Source organism: Bradyrhizobium sp. MI1.10 (assembly GCF_055811035.1).
In genome coordinates this window covers 30868-47960 of sequence record NZ_JBVVPN010000039.1, presented here as the reverse complement: position 1 = coordinate 47960, position 17093 = coordinate 30868, and the positions used below count along the sequence as shown (strand labels likewise).

Genomic DNA, 17093 nt, shown 5'->3' with positions numbered 1-17093 from the left:
GCCGGCACAGCGTGTCGCCACCCGCTCCCGCCGCGAACGGGAAGATCATTTTTGTCAGCCCGGTCTGTGCTTGCGAACCGCCCACCTGCGCCAACAACGGCAACCCGAGGCATCCGGCGATGAAGTTGCGGCGATCCATTGGTTTCCTCTTTGAGCCCATTATGGTTGGCGACAGTTAGAGCCAGACGGGCGCTCCGGACAAGCGCCGTTTACCGGGCCTGCCGCCTTGCGCCGGCCATCGTCCTGCTGCAAAAGCAGGCCTTACCGGCGCCGCTCTCCAGCACATACACACACCACATACACACATGGCCAGCCCCGAACTCAGTCAATTCCGCCGCATCGTCGTCAAGGTCGGCTCCGCGCTGCTGGTCGATTCCGACAAGGGCGAGGTGCGGGCGTCCTGGCTTGCCGCGCTCGCCGACGACATGGCCAAGCTGCATCGCGAGGGACGTGACGTGCTCGTCGTGTCCTCCGGCTCGATCGCGCTCGGCCGCAGCCGCCTGAAATTGCCGCGCGGCCCGCTGAAGCTGGAGGAGAGCCAGGCGGCCGCCGCCGTCGGTCAGATCGCGCTGGCGCGGATCTGGTCGGAGGTCCTTGGCGCCCACGGCATCGGCGCCGGCCAGATCCTGGTGACGCTGCAGGACACCGAGGAGCGCCGCCGCTATCTCAACGCGCGCTCCACCATCGGCAAGCTCCTGGAGTGGCGCGCGATCCCCGTGATCAACGAGAACGACACGGTCGCCACCAACGAGATCCGCTACGGCGACAATGACCGCCTCGCCGCGCGCGTCGCCACCATGGCGAGCGCCGACCTGCTGGTGCTGCTATCGGACATCGACGGGCTCTACGACGCCCCGCCGAAGAACAACCCGAACGCCAAGCTCATTCCGGTCGTCGACAGCATCTCCTCGGAGATCGAGGCCGTTGCAGGCGACGCCGAATCCGAGCTCTCGCGCGGCGGCATGCGCACCAAGGTCGAAGCCGCAAAAATCGCGACCACCGGCGGCACGCATATGCTGATCGCCTCGGGCAAGATCGAGCATCCGCTTCAGGCGATCGCCGATGGCGGCCGCTGCACCTGGTTCCTGACGCCGGCCAATCCCATCACGTCGCGAAAACGCTGGATCGCGGGCTCGCTGGAGCCGAAGGGCACGCTGACGATCGACGCCGGCGCGGTCGCGGCGCTGCGCGCGGGCGCCAGCCTGCTGCCGGCCGGCGTGATCAAGGTCGAGGGCCAGTTCGCCCGCGGCGACGCCGTGATCGTGCGCGGCCCCGACACCAGCGAGGTCGGCCGCGGCCTGATCGCCTACGACGCCGACGATGCCGAGCGGATCAAGGGCCGCTCCTCCCCGGACGTGATGGCCATCCTCGGCATCAGCGGGCGGGCGGAGATGATCCACCGGGATGATCTGGTGGTGGGCGGGTAGGGGCCGGCAGGCGCCCAGACCGTCATGCCCGGGCTTGTCCCGGGCAACCACGTTCTTTGCACCGCGTGGCAATCCGTGGATGGCCGGGACAAGCCCGGCCATGACGCCGTAGATGGGTCATTGGCCCAGCCGAACCAACACGTGAAGCCCTGCCATACCCTCCCCGCCCTTCGCAAAAGCGGGATTTCCGTGCTAGGACACCGCCTTAGCAGAAGGTTGAACTCCCCATGGCCGCCCCCCTCAAAGCCGTCGACGGCAATGCCGATCTTCAGGCGCTGATGACCGATCTCGGTACCCGTGCCCGCGCTGCCGCGCGCGTGCTCGCGCTGGCGCCGCCGGAGCAGAAGAACCGGGCGCTCGAGGCCATGGAGCGGGCGATCCGCAACAATGCAGCTACGATCCTTGCTGCCAATGCCGAGGACGTCACCGATGCCCGCGCCTCCGGCAATGCCACCTCCTCCTTCATCGACCGCCTGACGCTGACGTCGGCCCGCGTCGAGGCGATGGCCGAGGGCATCGGCATCGTGCGCGGCATTGCCGATCCGGTCGGCATCGTCACCGAGAGCTGGCAACGGCCGAACGGCATGACCATCGAGCGCGTGCGCGTGCCGCTCGGCGTCGTCGGCGTGATCTTTGAGAGCCGGCCGAACGTTGCGGCGGACGCCGGCGTGCTGTGCCTGAAGTCCGGCAATGCCGTGATCCTGCGCGGCGGCTCCGACAGTTTCCGCTCCTGCCGCGCGATCCACGAATGCCTGGTGCAGGGCCTGCGCGAAGCGGGCCTCCCCGAGGCCGCGATCACGCTGGTGCCGACCCGCGACCGTGCGGCAGTCGGCCAGATGTTGTCGGGGTTGAACGGCGCCGTCGACGTGATCGTGCCGCGCGGAGGCAAGAGCCTGGTCGCGCGCGTCGAGCAGGAAGCGCGCGTGCCGGTGTTTGCGCATCTCGAAGGCGTCAACCATGTCTATATCGACGGCAGCGCCGACCTCGCCATGGCGAAGTCGATCGTGCTCAATGCCAAGATGCGCCGTACCGGCGTCTGCGGCGCCGCCGAGACGCTGCTGGTCGATCGCGCCGCTGCCGGTAAAAACCTGAAGCCGCTGGTCGAGATGCTGATCGAGGCCGGCTGCGAAGTGCGCGGCGACGATGCCGTGCAAAAGACCGATGCCCGCGTCAAACCCGCGAGCGCGGACGATTGGGACACCGAATATCTCGATGCGATCATCGCAGCGAAGGTGGTGGACGGCGTCGACGGCGCGATTGCGCATATCCAGAACCACGGCTCGCACCATACCGATGCGATCGTGAGCGCCGATGAGACCGCTGCGAAGAAATTCCTGAGCGAGGTCGATTCGGCGATCGTGCTGCACAACGTCTCGACGCAGTTCGCCGACGGCGGCGAGTTCGGCTTCGGCGCCGAGATCGGCATCGCCACCGGCAGATTCCATGCCCGCGGCCCGGTTGGCGCCGAGCAGCTGACGAGCTTCAAATATCGCGTTCACGGCACCGGGCAGACGCGGCCGTAGACGACGCAGGGCTCGGGGCATTGAGCAACAATTTCGTCGCGCCACGTTTCTTCGCGCAGGCCATACCAAGCCACACTTCGGGCATGCGCATCGGCCTGCTCGGCGGCTCGTTCAATCCGCCGCACCAGGCCCATCGCGCGATCAGCCAGTTCGCGCTGAAACGTCTCCAGCTCGATCGCGTGTGGTGGCTGGTGACGCCAGGCAATCCGCTGAAGGAGAACGGCGCGTTGCACGAGCTCGGCGAGCGCATGCAGGCGGCGCGCGAAATGGCCGACGACCCCAGGATCGAGGTGAGCTGTCTCGAATCCGTCATTCGCACGCGCTATACTATCGACACGATCAACACCTTGCGCCGCCGCCTCTCGGGCTTGCGCTTTGTCTGGATCATGGGCGCCGACAACCTCGCTCAATTCCATCGTTGGCAGCACTGGCGGCGCATCGCCGGTCAGGTGCCGATCGCGGTCATCGATCGCCCGCCGCAGAGCTTTCGTGCCCTCGCCTCTCCCGCCGCCCAGGCGCTCAGGCGCTACCGCTTGCCGGAGAATGAGGCGCCATTGCTTGCCGATCGGGCCGCCCCGGCCTGGGTATTCCTGACCGGTATGAAGCTGAATCTCTCGTCGACCGGCTTACGGAACCCGGACGGAAGCTGGAAAGGTACGAAGTGAGTCGGATTTGTGCGAACGCCATGCGGCCTTCGGCTCTCTGGCATATTGAAACCCTTAACCCCACATGATGTAGTGTAACCAGTGAGCGCCGGATTCGGCGTTCGCGATACAGTGAAAGGAATGGTCCCTGACCACATCTGTATTGTCCAAGACAGCATCACCCAAGACGGCTTCACCGAAGTCTGTTTTACCCAAGGTTGCCAAGCCGACGCGTAAAACATCGACCAAAGCTGCGGCCTTGAAGGCGCAACCCGACGCCGACAAGACGCTGAGCCTGATCCTCTCCCGCCTCGACGACATGAAGGCGGAAGAGACGGTTACCATCGACCTTCGCGGCAAATCGGCCTACTCCGACTACATGATCGTCACGACCGGCCGGGTGAACCGGCACGTCGGCGCGATCGCGGAGAACGTCGCCAAAGGCCTCAAGGAAAACGGCATCAAGAACATCCACGTCGAGGGCTTGCCCAATTGCGACTGGGTGCTGATCGATTCCGGCGATGTGATCGTGCACGTGTTCAGACCCGAGGTCCGCGAGTTCTACAGTCTCGAGAGATTGTACACGCAGGGCCCAGGGGCGGCGAAGGCGATCTGAGAGGCTGCTGGCCGATTTCGAATCGGCTGACGCGCATGCTAGCGTCGTGCGCGCGCATATCGCGCGCGGTCCAGAAAACGCGACCCTGAACATATTATGCGCATAGCCGTCATTGCGGTGGGCCGGCTGAAGCAGGGCCCCGAACGGGAGCTTGCCGACCGCTATTTCGAGCGGTTCGACGAGGCCGGCCGCAAGCTCGGATTCCGCGAGCTCGCCATCCACGAATTGCCCGAAAGCCGTGCGCGCGATACCGCGACGCGGATGGCCGAAGAGGCCGCGGCGATCTCGGCGCATATTCCCGAAAAATCGGTCCTGGTGGCGCTGGACGAGCGCGGCCAGAATCTGGATTCGACCGTTTTCGCACGGCATCTCGGCCGCTGGCGCGACGAGGGTGCCGGTCACACTATCTTCATGATCGGAGGGGCGGACGGACTTTCGCCCGAATTGCGCCGTAAGGCCAAGCTCGCGATCGCGTTCGGCTCTGCGACCTGGCCGCATCAAATGGTCCGCGTCATGCTTCTGGAACAGCTTTATCGGGCCGCCACCATTCTGGCCGGCCACCCCTATCACCGCGCGTGATCCGCGCCACAACGAGCACCTTTGCCTAAAGCGATGCGAGCGCCTGTCCTCAACCTGCTGCTGATCGCCGGCATGACCGGCGCAAGTATTTTGGGCGCAAGCCTTGCGCAAGCTCAGACGCCTGCACCGCAGACTGCGGCCGTCGCGCCCGATGCGATCAAGCAGCGCGAGCAGGAGCTCGAAGCCACGCGCGCCAGCAAGAAGAGCGCGGAGGAAGCGCAGGCCAAGCTCAAGGCCGAGATCACCTCGCTCGGCCAGGACCGCACCCAGCTCAATCAACAGTTGATCGACACCGCCGCCAATGTGCGCACCGTCGAGACCAAGATCGACGAAGCCGAAGCGCGGCTGCGATCGCTGAACGGCCGCGAGCAGGCGATGCGCAGCTCGCTCGATTCGCGCCGCGCCGACATCGTCGAGGTGCTGGCGGCCTTGCAGCGCGCCGGAAGGCGGACGCCGCCGGCGCTGTTGGTAAGGCCCGAGGATGCCCTGCAATCGCTGCGCACGGCGATGCTGCTCGGTGCCGTGGTGCCGGAATTGCGCGGCCGCGCCGAGAAGATCGCAAGCGAGCTCGGCGAGCTCGTGGCCTTGCGCAAGACCATCGCGACCGAGCGCGACCAGCTTGCCTCCGACCGCGACAAGGTGCGCAACGACCAGACCCGGCTCGCAGCTCTGGTCGACGAGCGGCAGCGCCAGCAGGCGTCGCGCGAAAAGGACCTCGACGCCGAGAATGCGCGCGCCGTCGCGCTCTCACGACAGGTCGGCGATCTCCAGGGGCTGATCGCCAAGATGGAGCAGGATCTGCAAAGTGCCGCCAAGGCGGCTGAGAAGGCGGCTGAGGCCGCCAAGCAGGCCGAGGCAAAGGCCGCTGCAAACGCGGCCGCCAGCGCCAAGACCGGCCCTGGCGCTTTCAAGGATCGTTCCCGGACCACCCCCGCGATGGCCTTTGCCGCGGCCAAGGGTCTGCTGCCTCTTCCGGTTAACGGTAACAAGATCAGGGATTTCGGCGGTTCGGACGGGCTCGGCGGGGTCCAGAAGGGCATTTCGCTGGCGACCCGGCCCGGCTCCCAGGTCACGACGCCGTGTGATGGCTGGGTAGTCTATGCCGGCCCCTTCCGCAGCTATGGACAACTCTTGATCCTCAATGCCGGGGGCGGGTATCATGTGCTGATCGCCGGGATGGAGCGCATTTCGGTCAACATCGGTCAGTTTGTGCTCACGGGGGAGCCTGTCGCGACCATGGGGTCGACTTCTCAAGTCGCCTCCATTCTCGCCACGAACGCGAGTCAACCTGTGCTCTATGTCGAGTTCCGCAAAGACGGCACTCCAATCGATCCAGGCCCATGGTGGGCCGCAAATGAAGGCGAGAAGGTTCGCGGATGATGCGCAAGACTTCAGTTATCCTCCTCAGCGCGGCCACCGGTGCGGCGCTGACGCTGTTCGTGACGCAACCGCGCGCAGTCTTCATGGGCTCCAGCGCGCGAGCCGCCACCGCGGACACCTATCGCCAGCTCAATTTGTTCGGCGACGTCTTCGAGCGCGTCCGCTCGGACTATGTCGAGAAGCCCGACGACACCAAGCTGATCGAATCCGCGATCAGCGGCATGCTCACCGGTCTCGATCCGCATTCGAGCTACATGGACGCCAAGAGCTTCCGCGACATGCAGGTGCAGACCCGCGGTGAGTTCGGCGGCCTCGGCATCGAAGTCACGATGGAAGACGGCCTGATCAAGGTGGTCTCCCCGATCGACGACACCCCGGCCTCGCGGGCCGGCGTCATGGCCAACGACATCATCACCAATCTGGACGACGAAGCGGTGCAGGGCCTGACCCTGAACCAGGCGGTCGAGAAGATGCGCGGCCCCGTCAACACCAAGATCAAGCTCAAGATCATCCGCAAGGGCCAGGACAATCCGATCGACGTCACGCTGGTGCGCGACAACATCCGCGTCCGTTCGGTGCGCGCCCGCATCGAGGCCGACGACATCGCCTATATCCGCATCACCACCTTCAACGAGCAGACCACCGAAGGCCTGAAGCGCGAGGTCGCCAACCTCTCGAATCAGATCGGCGACAAGCTGAAGGGCTACGTCATCGACCTCCGCAACAACCCGGGCGGCCTGCTCGAGGAAGCGGTCACCGTCTCCGACTCCTTCCTGGAGAAGGGCGAGATCGTCTCGACCCGCGGCCGCAATGCCGAGGAGACCCAGCGCCGTACCGCGCATACGGGCGACCTCACCAAGGGCAAGCCGGTGATCGTGCTGGTCAATGGCGGCTCGGCTTCGGCGTCGGAGATCGTCGCCGGCGCGCTGCAGGACCACAAGCGCGCGACCATCGTCGGCACGCGTTCGTTCGGCAAGGGCTCGGTGCAGACCATCATTCCGCTCGGCTCCGGCAACGGCGCGCTGCGTCTGACCACGGCGCGCTACTACACGCCGTCGGGCAAGTCGATCCAGGCCAAGGGCATCGTGCCTGACATCGAAGTGCTGCAGGACGTGCCGGACGAGCTGAAGTCGCGCACCGACACCAAGGGCGAAGCTTCGCTGCGCGGCCATCTCAAGAACGACGGCGACGAGAAGACCGGCTCGCAGTCCTACGTTCCGCCGGACGCCAAGGACGACAAGGCGCTCAAGCTCGCCGACGATTTGCTCCACGGCATCAAGAACAGCGCCTCCGCAGCGCCCACCCCGGGCGGCGACAAGGCCACGACCGACAAGCCCAAAGCGGCGAACTAAGTCGGCGCATCGCGATCTGACGAAAAGGGCGGCTCCCGGAGCCGCCCTTTTTGCTTGGAGCTCCTGATATCCCCGGCCTATCCCGGCCTGCCGCCGCTTGACCCCGGCGTGGTATCGTCATCTCGAGTGATTCGGGATCGCGCATGACTGAAACGGCCGATGATCTGAGCGCCCCGCTCGGACGGGACAAGCCGCGCCGGAAACGCCGGCTGCGGCTGCCGTTCACCGCCATGCAGCTGCTCGCAGTCCTGCTCGGCCTGTTCCTGGTCACCTTTGCCGGCTTCGCCATCTTCAACAAGGACCCGCTCGGCGGCGAGCCGATGACGCGGCTCGCGATCCGCGAGCCCGGTGCCGCAGACAAGGCCGGCGACGACAAGCCGGCCGCCGCCAGCCACGGCCAGGACAGCAAGCAGGAAAGCAAGCACGAGGCCAAGGAGGCACTGAAGCAGGCGGGCGAGCAGAAGACCGTCACCATGATCGACGGTTCCACCGGCACCCGCCACGACGTGGTGATCGGCGGCGATGCCGCCGGCAAGAGCGAGGCGGCCTCAGCCTCCGCACCGCCGCCCGTCATGGCCGGGATCGACACAAAACTCCTCGAGAAATCGCGCTACGGCATGATCCCGGCGATTTCCGGGGATCTGAAGCCGTTCAACGTCTATGCGGCGGATGCCGATCGCGCCAAGGCCGCCAAGATGCCGGTGGTCGCGATCCTGATCGGCGGCCTCGGCGTCGGCGCCGCCAAGACCACCGATGCCATCATGCGGCTGCCACCGGCGGTGACGCTGGCCTTCACGCCTTATGGGTCCGATCCAGGAAAACTCGCCGAGCGCGCCCGCGCCCAGCGCCACGAGATCTTCCTCCAGATTCCGATGGAGCCCTACGACTTCCCAGACAACGATCCGGGACCGCAGACGCTGCTGACTTCGCTGAGCGCCGACCAGAACATGGACCGCCTGTACTGGCATCTGAGCCGGATGCAGGGCTATGCCGGCCTCACCAATTTCATGGGTGCCCGCTTCATCGCAACGGAGCCGGCGATGCAGCCGATCATCCGCGAGGCGGCCAGGCGCGGCCTCGGCTTCTTCGACGACGGCTCCTCGCCCCGCAGCATCGCACCCCAGGCCGCCGGCAGCCTGGCGATGCCGTTCGGCAAGGGCGATATCGCGATCGACGCAGTGCCGACCCCGGCGGAGATCGACCGCGCCCTGACCAAGCTCGAAGCGGCGGCACGCGAGCGCGGCGTGGCCGTAGGCACCGCCTCCGCCCTCCCGGTCTCGATCGAGCGCATTGGCGTCTGGACCAAGACATTGGGCGACCGAGGTATCCTTTTGGTGCCATTGACAACCGCGATGCTGAAATCAAAATCCAGCTAAATCAACGGATTGGTACGGCACAGGCCCGCGGGGCCTGCTTCAGCCTTACCGACGGCATGCGAGAGGTCTGGCGGAATGGCGCGTTACGAGGATCTGCCCTACCGGACCTGCGTCGGCGTGATGTTGCTCAACAAGGACGGACTGGTGTTCATCGGCCGGCGTGCCGGCGGCATCGAGCATGTCGACGACACCCATGTCTGGCAGATGCCGCAGGGCGGCGTCGATCCCGGCGAGGATAATTGGGAGGCCGCCAAGCGCGAGCTCTATGAGGAGACCAGCGTGCGCTCGGTCGAGCGGCTCGGCGAGGTTCCGGACTGGCTCACTTACGACATTCCGCGCACGGTTGCCGGGCGCGCTTGGAAGGGCCGCTACCGCGGCCAGCGCCAGAAATGGTTCGCGGTCCGCTTCACCGGCAAGGACAGCGAGATCAACGTCGAAAAGCCCGGCGGCGGCCACAAGGCCGAGTTCGTGAGCTGGCGCTGGGAACCGATGAAGAACCTGACCGGGCTGATCATCCCGTTCAAGCGTCCGGTCTACGAGCGCGTGGTGAAGGAATTTTCCGCGCTGGCGCGGGATTAGTTCAGGTCGCCATTCCAGCTTGATGCTAATGCATCGCCTGAAATGACGACGAGAGATCCACGCGTGACCCATGAAAAGCCTTACCGTCCCAATGTCGGAATCGCGCTGTTCAACGCCGATGGCCGCGTGCTGATCGGGCACCGCTTCAAGGGCGACGGACCCGAGATCATCCTGCCGGGCCTCGACTGGCAGATGCCGCAGGGCGGCGTCGACGAGGGCGAGGATTTGCGCGATGCCGCGCTGCGCGAGCTCTGGGAAGAGACCAGCGTCAAGAGCGCAACCTATCTCGGCGAGACCGACTGGCTGACTTACGAATTTCCGCCCTATGACGGGCCGCAGACGCATCGGCTGGCGAAATTCCGCGGTCAGCGCCAGAAATGGTTCGCGCTGCGCTTCACCGGCAAGGATGACGAGATCGATCCGCTGACGCCGCGCAACGGGCAGCCCGCCGAGTTCGACGCCTGGCGCTGGGAGCGGCTCGACCGCGTCCCCGATGTCGTGGTGCCGTTCCGCCGCCACGTCTACAGCGCAGTGGCGCAGCAGTTTGCGCCCTTCGCCAACTAAAAACGCGAAAACAACCCCATGCACAGTAGAACGGGGTTGAAATCATTAGAGAACTTTCGCCGGAAATTTGCGCGAGCCTAATTGATCGGTCCCACCGTGAACGGGCCGATCGCGATGACGTGGCAGTCGCTGTCGCGCTTGGCGCAGTCGGCGAGCGCGGAATTGACGGCGGTCTGCTCGTCCGCGGCCTTGAGGCCGAGGCCCGGCCGGCCCGCGGTGCCGACCGCGACGGCGTTCCAGCCCATGCCGTCGGCGAGCTTGCGCACGACCTCGTCGCGCGCATCTGCGACGATCGAGGCGTTGGACGCCGCGTGGAAGAAGCCGGTGATCCTCAGCAGGGTCGGGATCGGCACGACGAAATTCTCGTCGACCGCAACGACCAGGCAAGCGACGCCGGCGATCGCGCCGCACGATTCCAGCGAACGCCGCGCGGCATCGTCGGCGGATGATGCGCCCATCACCATGAAATATTGACCGCCCGGGCCGAGCGCGACCGCGCGGGATTTTGCAGCGGGCACGAACATGTTCTCGAGGCGGACTTTCGCGGGATCGCGCACCATCGGAAAGTCTTTGGAGGCAAAGGCACGCTCGGTCATGGCATCATGCCGGATGAACGGTTGCGGCGGCATCGGCGGCTTGCCGTGCGTGTAGACAATGTTGTTGCCGACCGCATAGAGCTCGCAGCGCCGCGGCGACTGCGCGGCATCGGCGCGCTTCTGACACTGATCGAGTGCGGCGTTGCGCGCGGCTTCCTCGTTCGGCTGATTCAACGACGCGCCGGTGAACCCGCCGACATTGAGCGCGAACGCCTTGTAGTTGCCGGCAGCGGAATAGTCGCCAGCCAGGTAGTTGCGGATGCGCTCGTTGATAAAGGGGACGCTGTCGGCGGGAAACTTGCCGGCCATCGGTGAAGCCGATGGTGCCGGCATGGGCATCGGCGCTTTCGCTGCCATGGTGGCTGACGGGCTTGGCGCTGCTGCCGCAGCCGCGCTGGGCATCGGACTTGATGCAGAGCTTGGCGCAATCGCTGCAACCGCCGGCGCCCTGGTGGTCTCGAGCTTGGTGAAATAGAGGAAGCCACCGACGCCGATGGCGACGACGGAGACGACACCGACCACCAGCGGCCACATCCAGTTCGGCGCGGCCGCAGCCTTCGCCACCTTCTTGATCTGCGGCGTCGCGTAGCTGCCGTCCCCGCGCCGCATTGCCACCATGTAGGCGTGCACCGGCGTCGGGATGTTCTTGACCTCCTGCGCGCCGATATCGGCGAACTGCACCGACAGCTTGTTGGCGACCTGCTCGTGCACGGCGCGAGAGACGCAGATGCCGCCGACCTCGGCGAGGCCCTCGAGCCGGGCGGCGATGTTGACGCCGTCACCGAGCAGATCGCCATCGCGCTCGACCACGTCGCCGATGGTGATGCCGATGCGGAACGACATCTGCCGGCTTGGCGGATAGGCCATGTTGCGGGTTCGCAGGGATTCCTGAATGTCGATCGCGCAGCGCACCGCATCGACTGCGCTTGGAAATTCCGCGAGCACGGCGTCACCCGCAGTGTTGAAGATGCGTCCGCCCGCCTTGGCAATGAAATCGTCGACAACCTCGCGATAGGAGGCGAGACGCCGCAGCGTCTCCTCTTCGTCTTCCGCGACCAGTCGTGAATAGCCGGCAATATCGGCTGCGAAAATCGCTGCGATCTTGCGTTTCATTTGCGGCCGGCCCCCGGAACAAAGTTCGCGAGCGCAGAATGGCGCGATCGGCGGCGCGGTGCAACAAAGTTTCAGCGCCCGCCACTTCCGTGACGAGCGCTGAACTTATTCAGGAATTTTCAGTTCGGGCCCCGGCGCGATGCACCGGGGCTTAGTGCATAGCCGTGCTGCTGAGCTGCTGCTGGATGCTCTTGAAATGGTCGAGCCGCGCGATGGCTTGATCGAGCTCGTTGCCTTCGTGCTCCTTCAATCCCTCTTCCATCTCCGAGATAGTCGCGGCGAACTGGGCGCGATCGAGCTCGGCCAGCGAGGTCGCGACGTCGGCGAGTACCGTCAGGCCCTTGTCGGAAACTTCGGCGATACCGCCGAGCACGATGATCTTCTCGTGCTTGCCGCCGGTGGTGACGGTGAGAATGCCGGGCCGGATCGCGGCCACGACCGGAGCGTGTCCCGCCAGCACGCCGAAATCACCTTCGACGCCGGGGATATCGACCTGGTCGACCTCGCCCGAGAAGGCGAGCTTTTCCGGCGAGACGAGATCGAAGTGGAAGGTGGCCATTGGAAACCTGCGAATGGTGAGTAGCGAATTGCGAATGGAGCGGGAGCAGCGCGACTATTCGCTACTCCCTGCTCGCCCTTCGCAGCTTAGGCCGCCTCGGCCGCCAGCTTCTTGCCCTTCTCGATCGCCTCTTCGATGGTGCCGACCATGTAGAAGGCGGCTTCCGGCAGGTGATCGTACTTGCCTTCGCAGAGGCCGCGGAAGCCCTTGATGGTGTCCGCGAGGTCGACGAACTTGCCGGGCGAGCCGGTGAAGATTTCGGCGACGTGGAACGGCTGCGACAGGAAGCGCTCGATCTTGCGGGCGCGGGCCACCGTCAGCTTGTCCTCTTCCGAAAGCTCGTCCATGCCGAGAATGGCGATGATGTCCTGCAGCGACTTGTAGCGCTGCAGCACCTGCTGGACCTGACGCGCGGTGTCGTAGTGCTCCTGGCCGACGACGAGCGGCGAGAGCATGCGCGAAGTCGAGTCGAGCGGGTCCACCGCCGGATAGATGCCCTTTTCCGAGATCGCGCGGTTCAACACCGTGGTGGCGTCCAAATGCGCGAACGAGGTCGCGGGCGCCGGGTCGGTCAAGTCGTCGGCCGGAACGTAAATGGCCTGCACCGAAGTGATCGAACCCTTCTGCGTGGTGGTGATGCGCTCCTGCAGCGCGCCCATGTCGGTGGCAAGCGTCGGCTGGTAACCCACGGCGCTCGGGATACGACCGAGCAGCGCCGACACTTCAGAACCGGCCTGGGTGAAGCGGAAGATGTTGTCGACGAAGAACAGCACGTCCTGGCCCTGGTCGCGGAAGTGCTCGGCGACGGTCAGACCGGTGAGGCCGACTCGGGCGCGGGCGCCGGGCGGCTCGTTCATCTGGCCGAACACCAGCGCGCACTTCGACTTGACGCTCGGATCCGGATTGTGCGGATCGGCGTTGACCTTGGACTCGATGAACTCGTGATAGAGGTCGTTGCCCTCGCGGGTACGCTCACCGACGCCGGCGAACACGGAGTAACCACCGTGGGCCTTCGCGACGTTGTTGATCAGCTCCTGAATCAGCACGGTCTTGCCGACGCCGGCGCCGCCGAACAGGCCGATCTTGCCGCCCTTGGCGTAGGGCGCGAGCAAGTCGACGACCTTGATGCCTGTGACGAGAATTTCAGCTTCGGTCGACTGGTCGGTGTAGCTCGGCGCTTCCTGGTGGATGGCGCGCATGCCTTCGGACTGGATCGGGCCGGCTTCGTCGATCGGCTCGCCGATCACGTTCATGATGCGGCCGAGCGTGCCCGCGCCGACGGGAACCGAGATCGGCTGACCGGTGTCGGTCACTTCCTGGCCGCGGACCAGACCTTCGGTCACGTCCATCGCGATCGTGCGCACGGTAGACTCACCGAGATGCTGCGCAACTTCCAGCACGAGGCGGATGTTGCCGTTCCTGGTTTCCAACGAATTCAGAATGGCCGGCAGATGGCCTTCGAACTGAACGTCGACGACGGCGCCCATGACCTGGGTGACACGACCGACCTGGGTAGCTGCTGTAGCCATGAAGCTCTCCTTCGAAATTCTTTACTTGAACGACCGTCGTTTGGTTCGTGCGTCAGACCGCCTCGGCGCCGGAGATGATCTCGATCAGCTCCTTGGTGATCTGGGCTTGACGGGTTCGGTTGTAGATCTGGGTTTGCTTGCGGATCATTTCGCCCGCGTTGCGGGTGGCGTTGTCCATCGAGCTCATCTGCGCGCCGTAGAACGAGGCGTTGTTTTCCAGCAGCGCGCGGAAAATCTGCACCGCGATATTCCGCGGCAACAGGCCGGAGAGGAGTTCGTCTTCCTCCGGCTCGTAGTCGTAGGACGTCGACGGCGCGTTCGCCGCCTTTTCTTCCACGGTCAACGGAATGATCTGCTGCGCGGTCGGGACCTGGGCGATCACCGACTTGAACTGCGCGTAGAACAGCGTGCAGACGTCGAATTCGCCGTTGTCGAAGCGGGCCAGGACCTTCTTGGCGATGTCCTCGGCGTTGAGGAAGCCGAGCTGACGAACGCCGCGCAGGTCGAGGTGCTCGATGATCTGCTTGTCGTACAGGCGGCGGAGCTGCTCGTAGCCCTTGCGACCGACGCAGAAGAATTTGACTTCCTTGCCCTGCGCGATCAGCGCCTGGGCGCGCTCGCGCGCGAGACGCACGATCGAGGAGTTGAAGGCGCCGGACAGACCACGCTCGCCGGTGCAGACCAGCAGCAGGTGAACCTGATCCTTGCCGGTGCCGCCCAGCAGCACCGGAGCGCCGGGCGAACCGGCGGCAGCGCTGGCGATGTTGGAGATCACCGCGCTCATCTTGTCGGCATAGGGCCGCGCCGCCTCGGCCGCCTGCTGGGCGCGGCGCAACCGGGACGCCGCGACCATCTGCATGGCCTTGGTGATCTTCTGCGTCGCCTTGGTGGAGGCGATGCGGACGCGCATGTCTTTAAGTGACGCCATTCTTCGTTCACCCCGGCGGTTCGACCCCTTGGATCAAGCCGCTAGCCTATCCCAGTCGTCATGCCCGGGCGTGTCCCGGGCATCCACGTCTTCGTTTCCATGCAGTGAGGCACGGAAGGCCGGGACACGAAGCCCGGCCTTGCGACCGTTCTCTTATGCGAAGCTCTTGGCGAAACCTTCGACCACCGACTTCAGCTTGGCGGCACTGTCGTCGGAGAGATCGCGGCTATCGCGGATCGCGTTGAGGATATCGACGTTCTTGCCGCGCAGCAGCGACAACAGACCGTCCTCGAACGCGCGCACCTTGTTGACCGGAAGCGGATCGAGATAGCCGTTGGTGCCGGCCCAGATCACGCAGACCTGCTCTTCCATCTTCAGCGGCGCGAACTGCGGCTGCTTCAGGAGCTCGGTGAGACGCGAGCCGCGGTTGAGCAGGCGCTGGGTCGAGGCGTCGAGGTCGGAGCCGAACTGCGCGAACGCCGCCATTTCGCGGTACTGCGCCAGCTCGCCCTTGATCTTGCCGGCGACCTTCTTGGTGGCCTTGGTCTGCGCCGAGGAGCCGACGCGCGACACCGACAGACCGACGTTCACCGCGGGGCGGATGCCCTGGAAGAACAGGTCGGTTTCGAGGAAGATCTGGCCGTCGGTGATCGAGATGACGTTGGTCGGAATGTAGGCCGACACGTCGTTGGCCTGGGTTTCGATGACCGGCAGCGCCGTCAGCGAGCCCGAGCCCTGGTCCTTGTTCAGCTTCGCCGCGCGCTCGAGCAGGCGGGAATGCAGATAGAACACGTCGCCCGGATAGGCTTCGCGGCCCGGCGGGCGGCGCAGCAGGAGCGACATCTGGCGGTAGGCGACGGCCTGCTTGGACAAATCGTCATAGATGATGACGGCGTGCATGCCGTTGTCGCGGAAGTACTCGCCCATGGTGCAGCCGGTGAACGGCGCGATGTACTGCATCGGTGCCGGATCCGACGCGGTGGCGGCGACGATGATCGAATATTCGAGCGCGCCCTGCTCTTCCAGCACCTTCACGAACTGGGCAACGGTCGAGCGCTTCTGGCCGATCGCGACGTAGACGCAATACAGCTTGATGTTCTCGTCCGGCTGCGCGTTGAGCGGCTTCTGGTTGAGAATGGTGTCGAGCGCGATCGCGGTCTTGCCGGTCTGACGGTCGCCGATGATCAGCTCGCGCTGGCCGCGGCCGATCGGGATCAGGGCGTCGATCGCCTTGAGGCCGGTCGCCATCGGCTCGTTCACCGATTTGCGCGGAATGATGCCGGGCGCCTTGACGTCGACGCGCATGCGCTTGTCGGCCTGGATCGGGCCCTTGCCGTCGATGGGGTTGCCGAGCGCGTCGACGACGCGGCCGAGCAGGCCCTTGCCGACCGGCGCGTCCACGATGGCGCGGGTGCGCTTGACGGTCTGACCTTCCTTGATCTCGCGGTCGGCGCCGAAAATGACGATACCGACGTTGTCGGTTTCGAGGTTCAGCGCCATGCCGCGGGTGCCGTTCTCGAACTCGACCATTTCACCGGCCTGGACGTTATCCAGACCGTAAACGCGGGCGATACCGTCGCCGACGGACAGCACCTGTCCGACTTCGGAGACTTCAGCTTCCTGGCCGAAATTCTTGATCTGGTCCTTGAGGATCGCGGAAATTTCCGCGGCGCGGATGTCCATCAGCCTGCCTCTTTCATCGCGTGCTTGATCGAATTGAGTTTGGTGCGAAGCGAGCTATCGATCATCCGGCTGCCAAGCTTGACCACGAGGCCACCGATGATCGAGGGATCGATCTTCACGTTGAGCGCGACGTCCTTGCCGGTCACCGACTTCAGGGCAACCTTGAGGGCGTCGAGATTCTTGTCCGAGAGCGCCTCCGCCACGGTGACGTCGGCCGTCGCCTCGCCCTTGAACCTGGCGACCAGGGCGCGATAGGCGCGGATGACGTCAGCCACCGCGAACAGGCGGCGGTTGGCGGTCAGCACTTTCAGGAAATTGGCGGAGATGCCGGCGATGCCCGCCTTGTCCAAAACGGCCGAGAGGGCCCTGGACTGGGCATCGGCCGCGAACACAGGGCTGCGGACGAGGCGCTTCAGATCGGCGCTTTCGTTCAGCATGCCCTCGAATTTTTCGAGATCGGCTTTGACCTCGTCGACCACTTTCTGGTCGCGGGCCAGTTCAAACAAGGCCGTTGCATAACGGCCCGACACACCGGAAACGGACGTATCTTCTGCAGCCACAGACGTGCTCTTTTTGCTGTCAAACTCGCAAGGGAAAAACCGTCGCCACAAAGCGGCGCCTAGCGATCCAAGCCCTTGGAATTCA

At 65.1% G+C, this 17093-nt stretch carries 16 protein-coding genes; 10 read left to right on the top strand and 6 right to left on the bottom strand.

The annotated features are described in order from the left end of the window. The first annotated feature begins 305 nt into the window (after nt 1–305). The 10 genes from proB (at nt 306) to AC0L3K_RS31280 (ending at nt 10040) form a co-directional block, all read left to right on the top strand. Nucleotides 306–1427: a glutamate 5-kinase gene (proB, locus tag AC0L3K_RS31325; protein ID WP_354169787.1), complete on the top strand. Its 1122-nt coding sequence runs from the start codon at nt 306–308 to the stop codon at nt 1425–1427. Between the two features lie 227 nt (nt 1428–1654). After that, nucleotides 1655–2950, top strand: a complete 1296-nt coding sequence (locus AC0L3K_RS31320) for a glutamate-5-semialdehyde dehydrogenase (protein WP_354201501.1) — start codon at nt 1655–1657, stop codon at nt 2948–2950. Between the two features lie 20 nt (nt 2951–2970). Then, nucleotides 2971–3615, top strand: coding sequence for a nicotinate-nucleotide adenylyltransferase (locus tag AC0L3K_RS31315; RefSeq protein WP_354201502.1), 645 nt, complete (start codon nt 2971–2973; stop codon nt 3613–3615). 238 nt (nt 3616–3853) lie between these two features. After that, nucleotides 3854–4210 carry a ribosome silencing factor gene (rsfS, locus tag AC0L3K_RS31310; RefSeq protein ID WP_007598906.1) on the top strand — a complete coding sequence of 119 codons (357 nt, stop codon included), beginning with the start codon at nt 3854–3856 and terminating at the stop codon, nt 4208–4210. A gap of 96 nt (nt 4211–4306) precedes the next feature. Beyond that, nucleotides 4307–4789, top strand: a complete 483-nt coding sequence (rlmH, locus tag AC0L3K_RS31305) for a 23S rRNA (pseudouridine(1915)-N(3))-methyltransferase RlmH (RefSeq protein ID WP_007598905.1) — start codon at nt 4307–4309, stop codon at nt 4787–4789. A 33-nt stretch (nt 4790–4822) separates the two neighbouring features. Further along, nucleotides 4823–6169 carry a murein hydrolase activator EnvC family protein gene (locus AC0L3K_RS31300; protein ID WP_354201503.1) on the top strand — a complete coding sequence of 449 codons (1347 nt, stop codon included), beginning with the start codon at nt 4823–4825 and terminating at the stop codon, nt 6167–6169. Further along, on the top strand, nt 6166–7521 hold the full coding sequence (locus tag AC0L3K_RS31295) for a S41 family peptidase (RefSeq protein ID WP_007598902.1): 1356 nt from the start codon (nt 6166–6168) through the stop codon (nt 7519–7521). The genes AC0L3K_RS31300 and AC0L3K_RS31295 overlap by 4 nt, the downstream gene beginning before the upstream one ends. Before the next feature lie 143 nt (nt 7522–7664). Beyond that, entirely contained in the window at nt 7665–8897 is a 1233-nt protein-coding gene (locus AC0L3K_RS31290) for a divergent polysaccharide deacetylase family protein (RefSeq protein WP_473367506.1), read from the top strand. A gap of 75 nt (nt 8898–8972) precedes the next feature. Beyond that, complete coding sequence (locus tag AC0L3K_RS31285) at nt 8973–9476, top strand: RNA pyrophosphohydrolase (protein WP_007598900.1); 504 nt, start codon at nt 8973–8975, stop codon at nt 9474–9476. Nucleotides 9477–9539: 63 nt separating this feature from the next. Continuing rightward, the gene (locus AC0L3K_RS31280) at nt 9540–10040 is read left to right on the top strand and encodes an RNA pyrophosphohydrolase (protein ID WP_007598899.1); all 501 of its coding nucleotides are present in this window, start codon (nt 9540–9542) and stop codon (nt 10038–10040) included. A gap of 77 nt (nt 10041–10117) precedes the next feature. Here the strand turns inward: AC0L3K_RS31280 and AC0L3K_RS31275 are convergent, their stop codons facing one another. The 6 genes from AC0L3K_RS31275 to AC0L3K_RS31250 all read right to left on the bottom strand — a co-directional run bounded on the left by AC0L3K_RS31275 (nt 10118) and on the right by AC0L3K_RS31250 (nt 17008). After that, nucleotides 10118–11749 (bottom strand): adenylate/guanylate cyclase domain-containing protein, encoded by a 1632-nt coding sequence (locus AC0L3K_RS31275; RefSeq protein WP_473367505.1) that lies wholly within the window; start codon nt 11747–11749, stop codon nt 10118–10120. Nucleotides 11750–11900: 151 nt separating this feature from the next. Then, nucleotides 11901–12308, bottom strand: a complete 408-nt coding sequence (locus AC0L3K_RS31270) for a F0F1 ATP synthase subunit epsilon (RefSeq protein WP_007598897.1) — start codon at nt 12306–12308, stop codon at nt 11901–11903. A gap of 86 nt (nt 12309–12394) precedes the next feature. Next, nucleotides 12395–13837, bottom strand: coding sequence for a F0F1 ATP synthase subunit beta (atpD, locus tag AC0L3K_RS31265; RefSeq protein WP_007598896.1), 1443 nt, complete (start codon nt 13835–13837; stop codon nt 12395–12397). A 52-nt stretch (nt 13838–13889) separates the two neighbouring features. Beyond that, nucleotides 13890–14765: a F0F1 ATP synthase subunit gamma gene (locus AC0L3K_RS31260; protein WP_007598895.1), complete on the bottom strand. Its 876-nt coding sequence runs from the start codon at nt 14763–14765 to the stop codon at nt 13890–13892. 153 nt (nt 14766–14918) lie between these two features. Further along, on the bottom strand, nt 14919–16448 hold the full coding sequence (gene atpA / locus AC0L3K_RS31255) for a F0F1 ATP synthase subunit alpha (protein ID WP_007598893.1): 1530 nt from the start codon (nt 16446–16448) through the stop codon (nt 14919–14921). Then, entirely contained in the window at nt 16448–17008 is a 561-nt protein-coding gene (locus AC0L3K_RS31250) for a F0F1 ATP synthase subunit delta (protein WP_007598889.1), read from the bottom strand. The genes atpA and AC0L3K_RS31250 overlap by 1 nt, the downstream gene beginning before the upstream one ends. Nucleotides 17009–17093 lie beyond the last annotated feature (85 nt).

Excerpts from the sequence above, each read along its gene's own strand:
- AC0L3K_RS31260 (WP_007598895.1), bottom strand. The coding sequence starts at position 14,765 with ATGGCGTCACTTAAAGACATGCGCGTCCGCATCGCCTCCACCAAGGCG.
- AC0L3K_RS31275 (WP_473367505.1), bottom strand. The coding sequence starts at position 11,749 with ATGAAACGCAAGATCGCAGCGATTTTCGCAGCCGATATTGCCGGCTAT.
- atpD (WP_007598896.1), bottom strand. The coding sequence starts at position 13,837 with ATGGCTACAGCAGCTACCCAGGTCGGTCGTGTCACCCAGGTCATGGGC.
- AC0L3K_RS31295 (WP_007598902.1), top strand. The coding sequence starts at position 6,166 with ATGATGCGCAAGACTTCAGTTATCCTCCTCAGCGCGGCCACCGGTGCG.
- rlmH (WP_007598905.1), top strand. The coding sequence starts at position 4,307 with ATGCGCATAGCCGTCATTGCGGTGGGCCGGCTGAAGCAGGGCCCCGAA.
- AC0L3K_RS31300 (WP_354201503.1), top strand. The coding sequence starts at position 4,823 with ATGCGAGCGCCTGTCCTCAACCTGCTGCTGATCGCCGGCATGACCGGC.
- proB (WP_354169787.1), top strand. The coding sequence starts at position 306 with ATGGCCAGCCCCGAACTCAGTCAATTCCGCCGCATCGTCGTCAAGGTC.
- AC0L3K_RS31285 (WP_007598900.1), top strand. The coding sequence starts at position 8,973 with ATGGCGCGTTACGAGGATCTGCCCTACCGGACCTGCGTCGGCGTGATG.
- AC0L3K_RS31320 (WP_354201501.1), top strand. The coding sequence starts at position 1,655 with ATGGCCGCCCCCCTCAAAGCCGTCGACGGCAATGCCGATCTTCAGGCG.
- AC0L3K_RS31290 (WP_473367506.1), top strand. The coding sequence starts at position 7,665 with ATGACTGAAACGGCCGATGATCTGAGCGCCCCGCTCGGACGGGACAAG.
- atpA (WP_007598893.1), bottom strand. The coding sequence starts at position 16,448 with ATGGACATCCGCGCCGCGGAAATTTCCGCGATCCTCAAGGACCAGATC.
- AC0L3K_RS31270 (WP_007598897.1), bottom strand. The coding sequence starts at position 12,308 with ATGGCCACCTTCCACTTCGATCTCGTCTCGCCGGAAAAGCTCGCCTTC.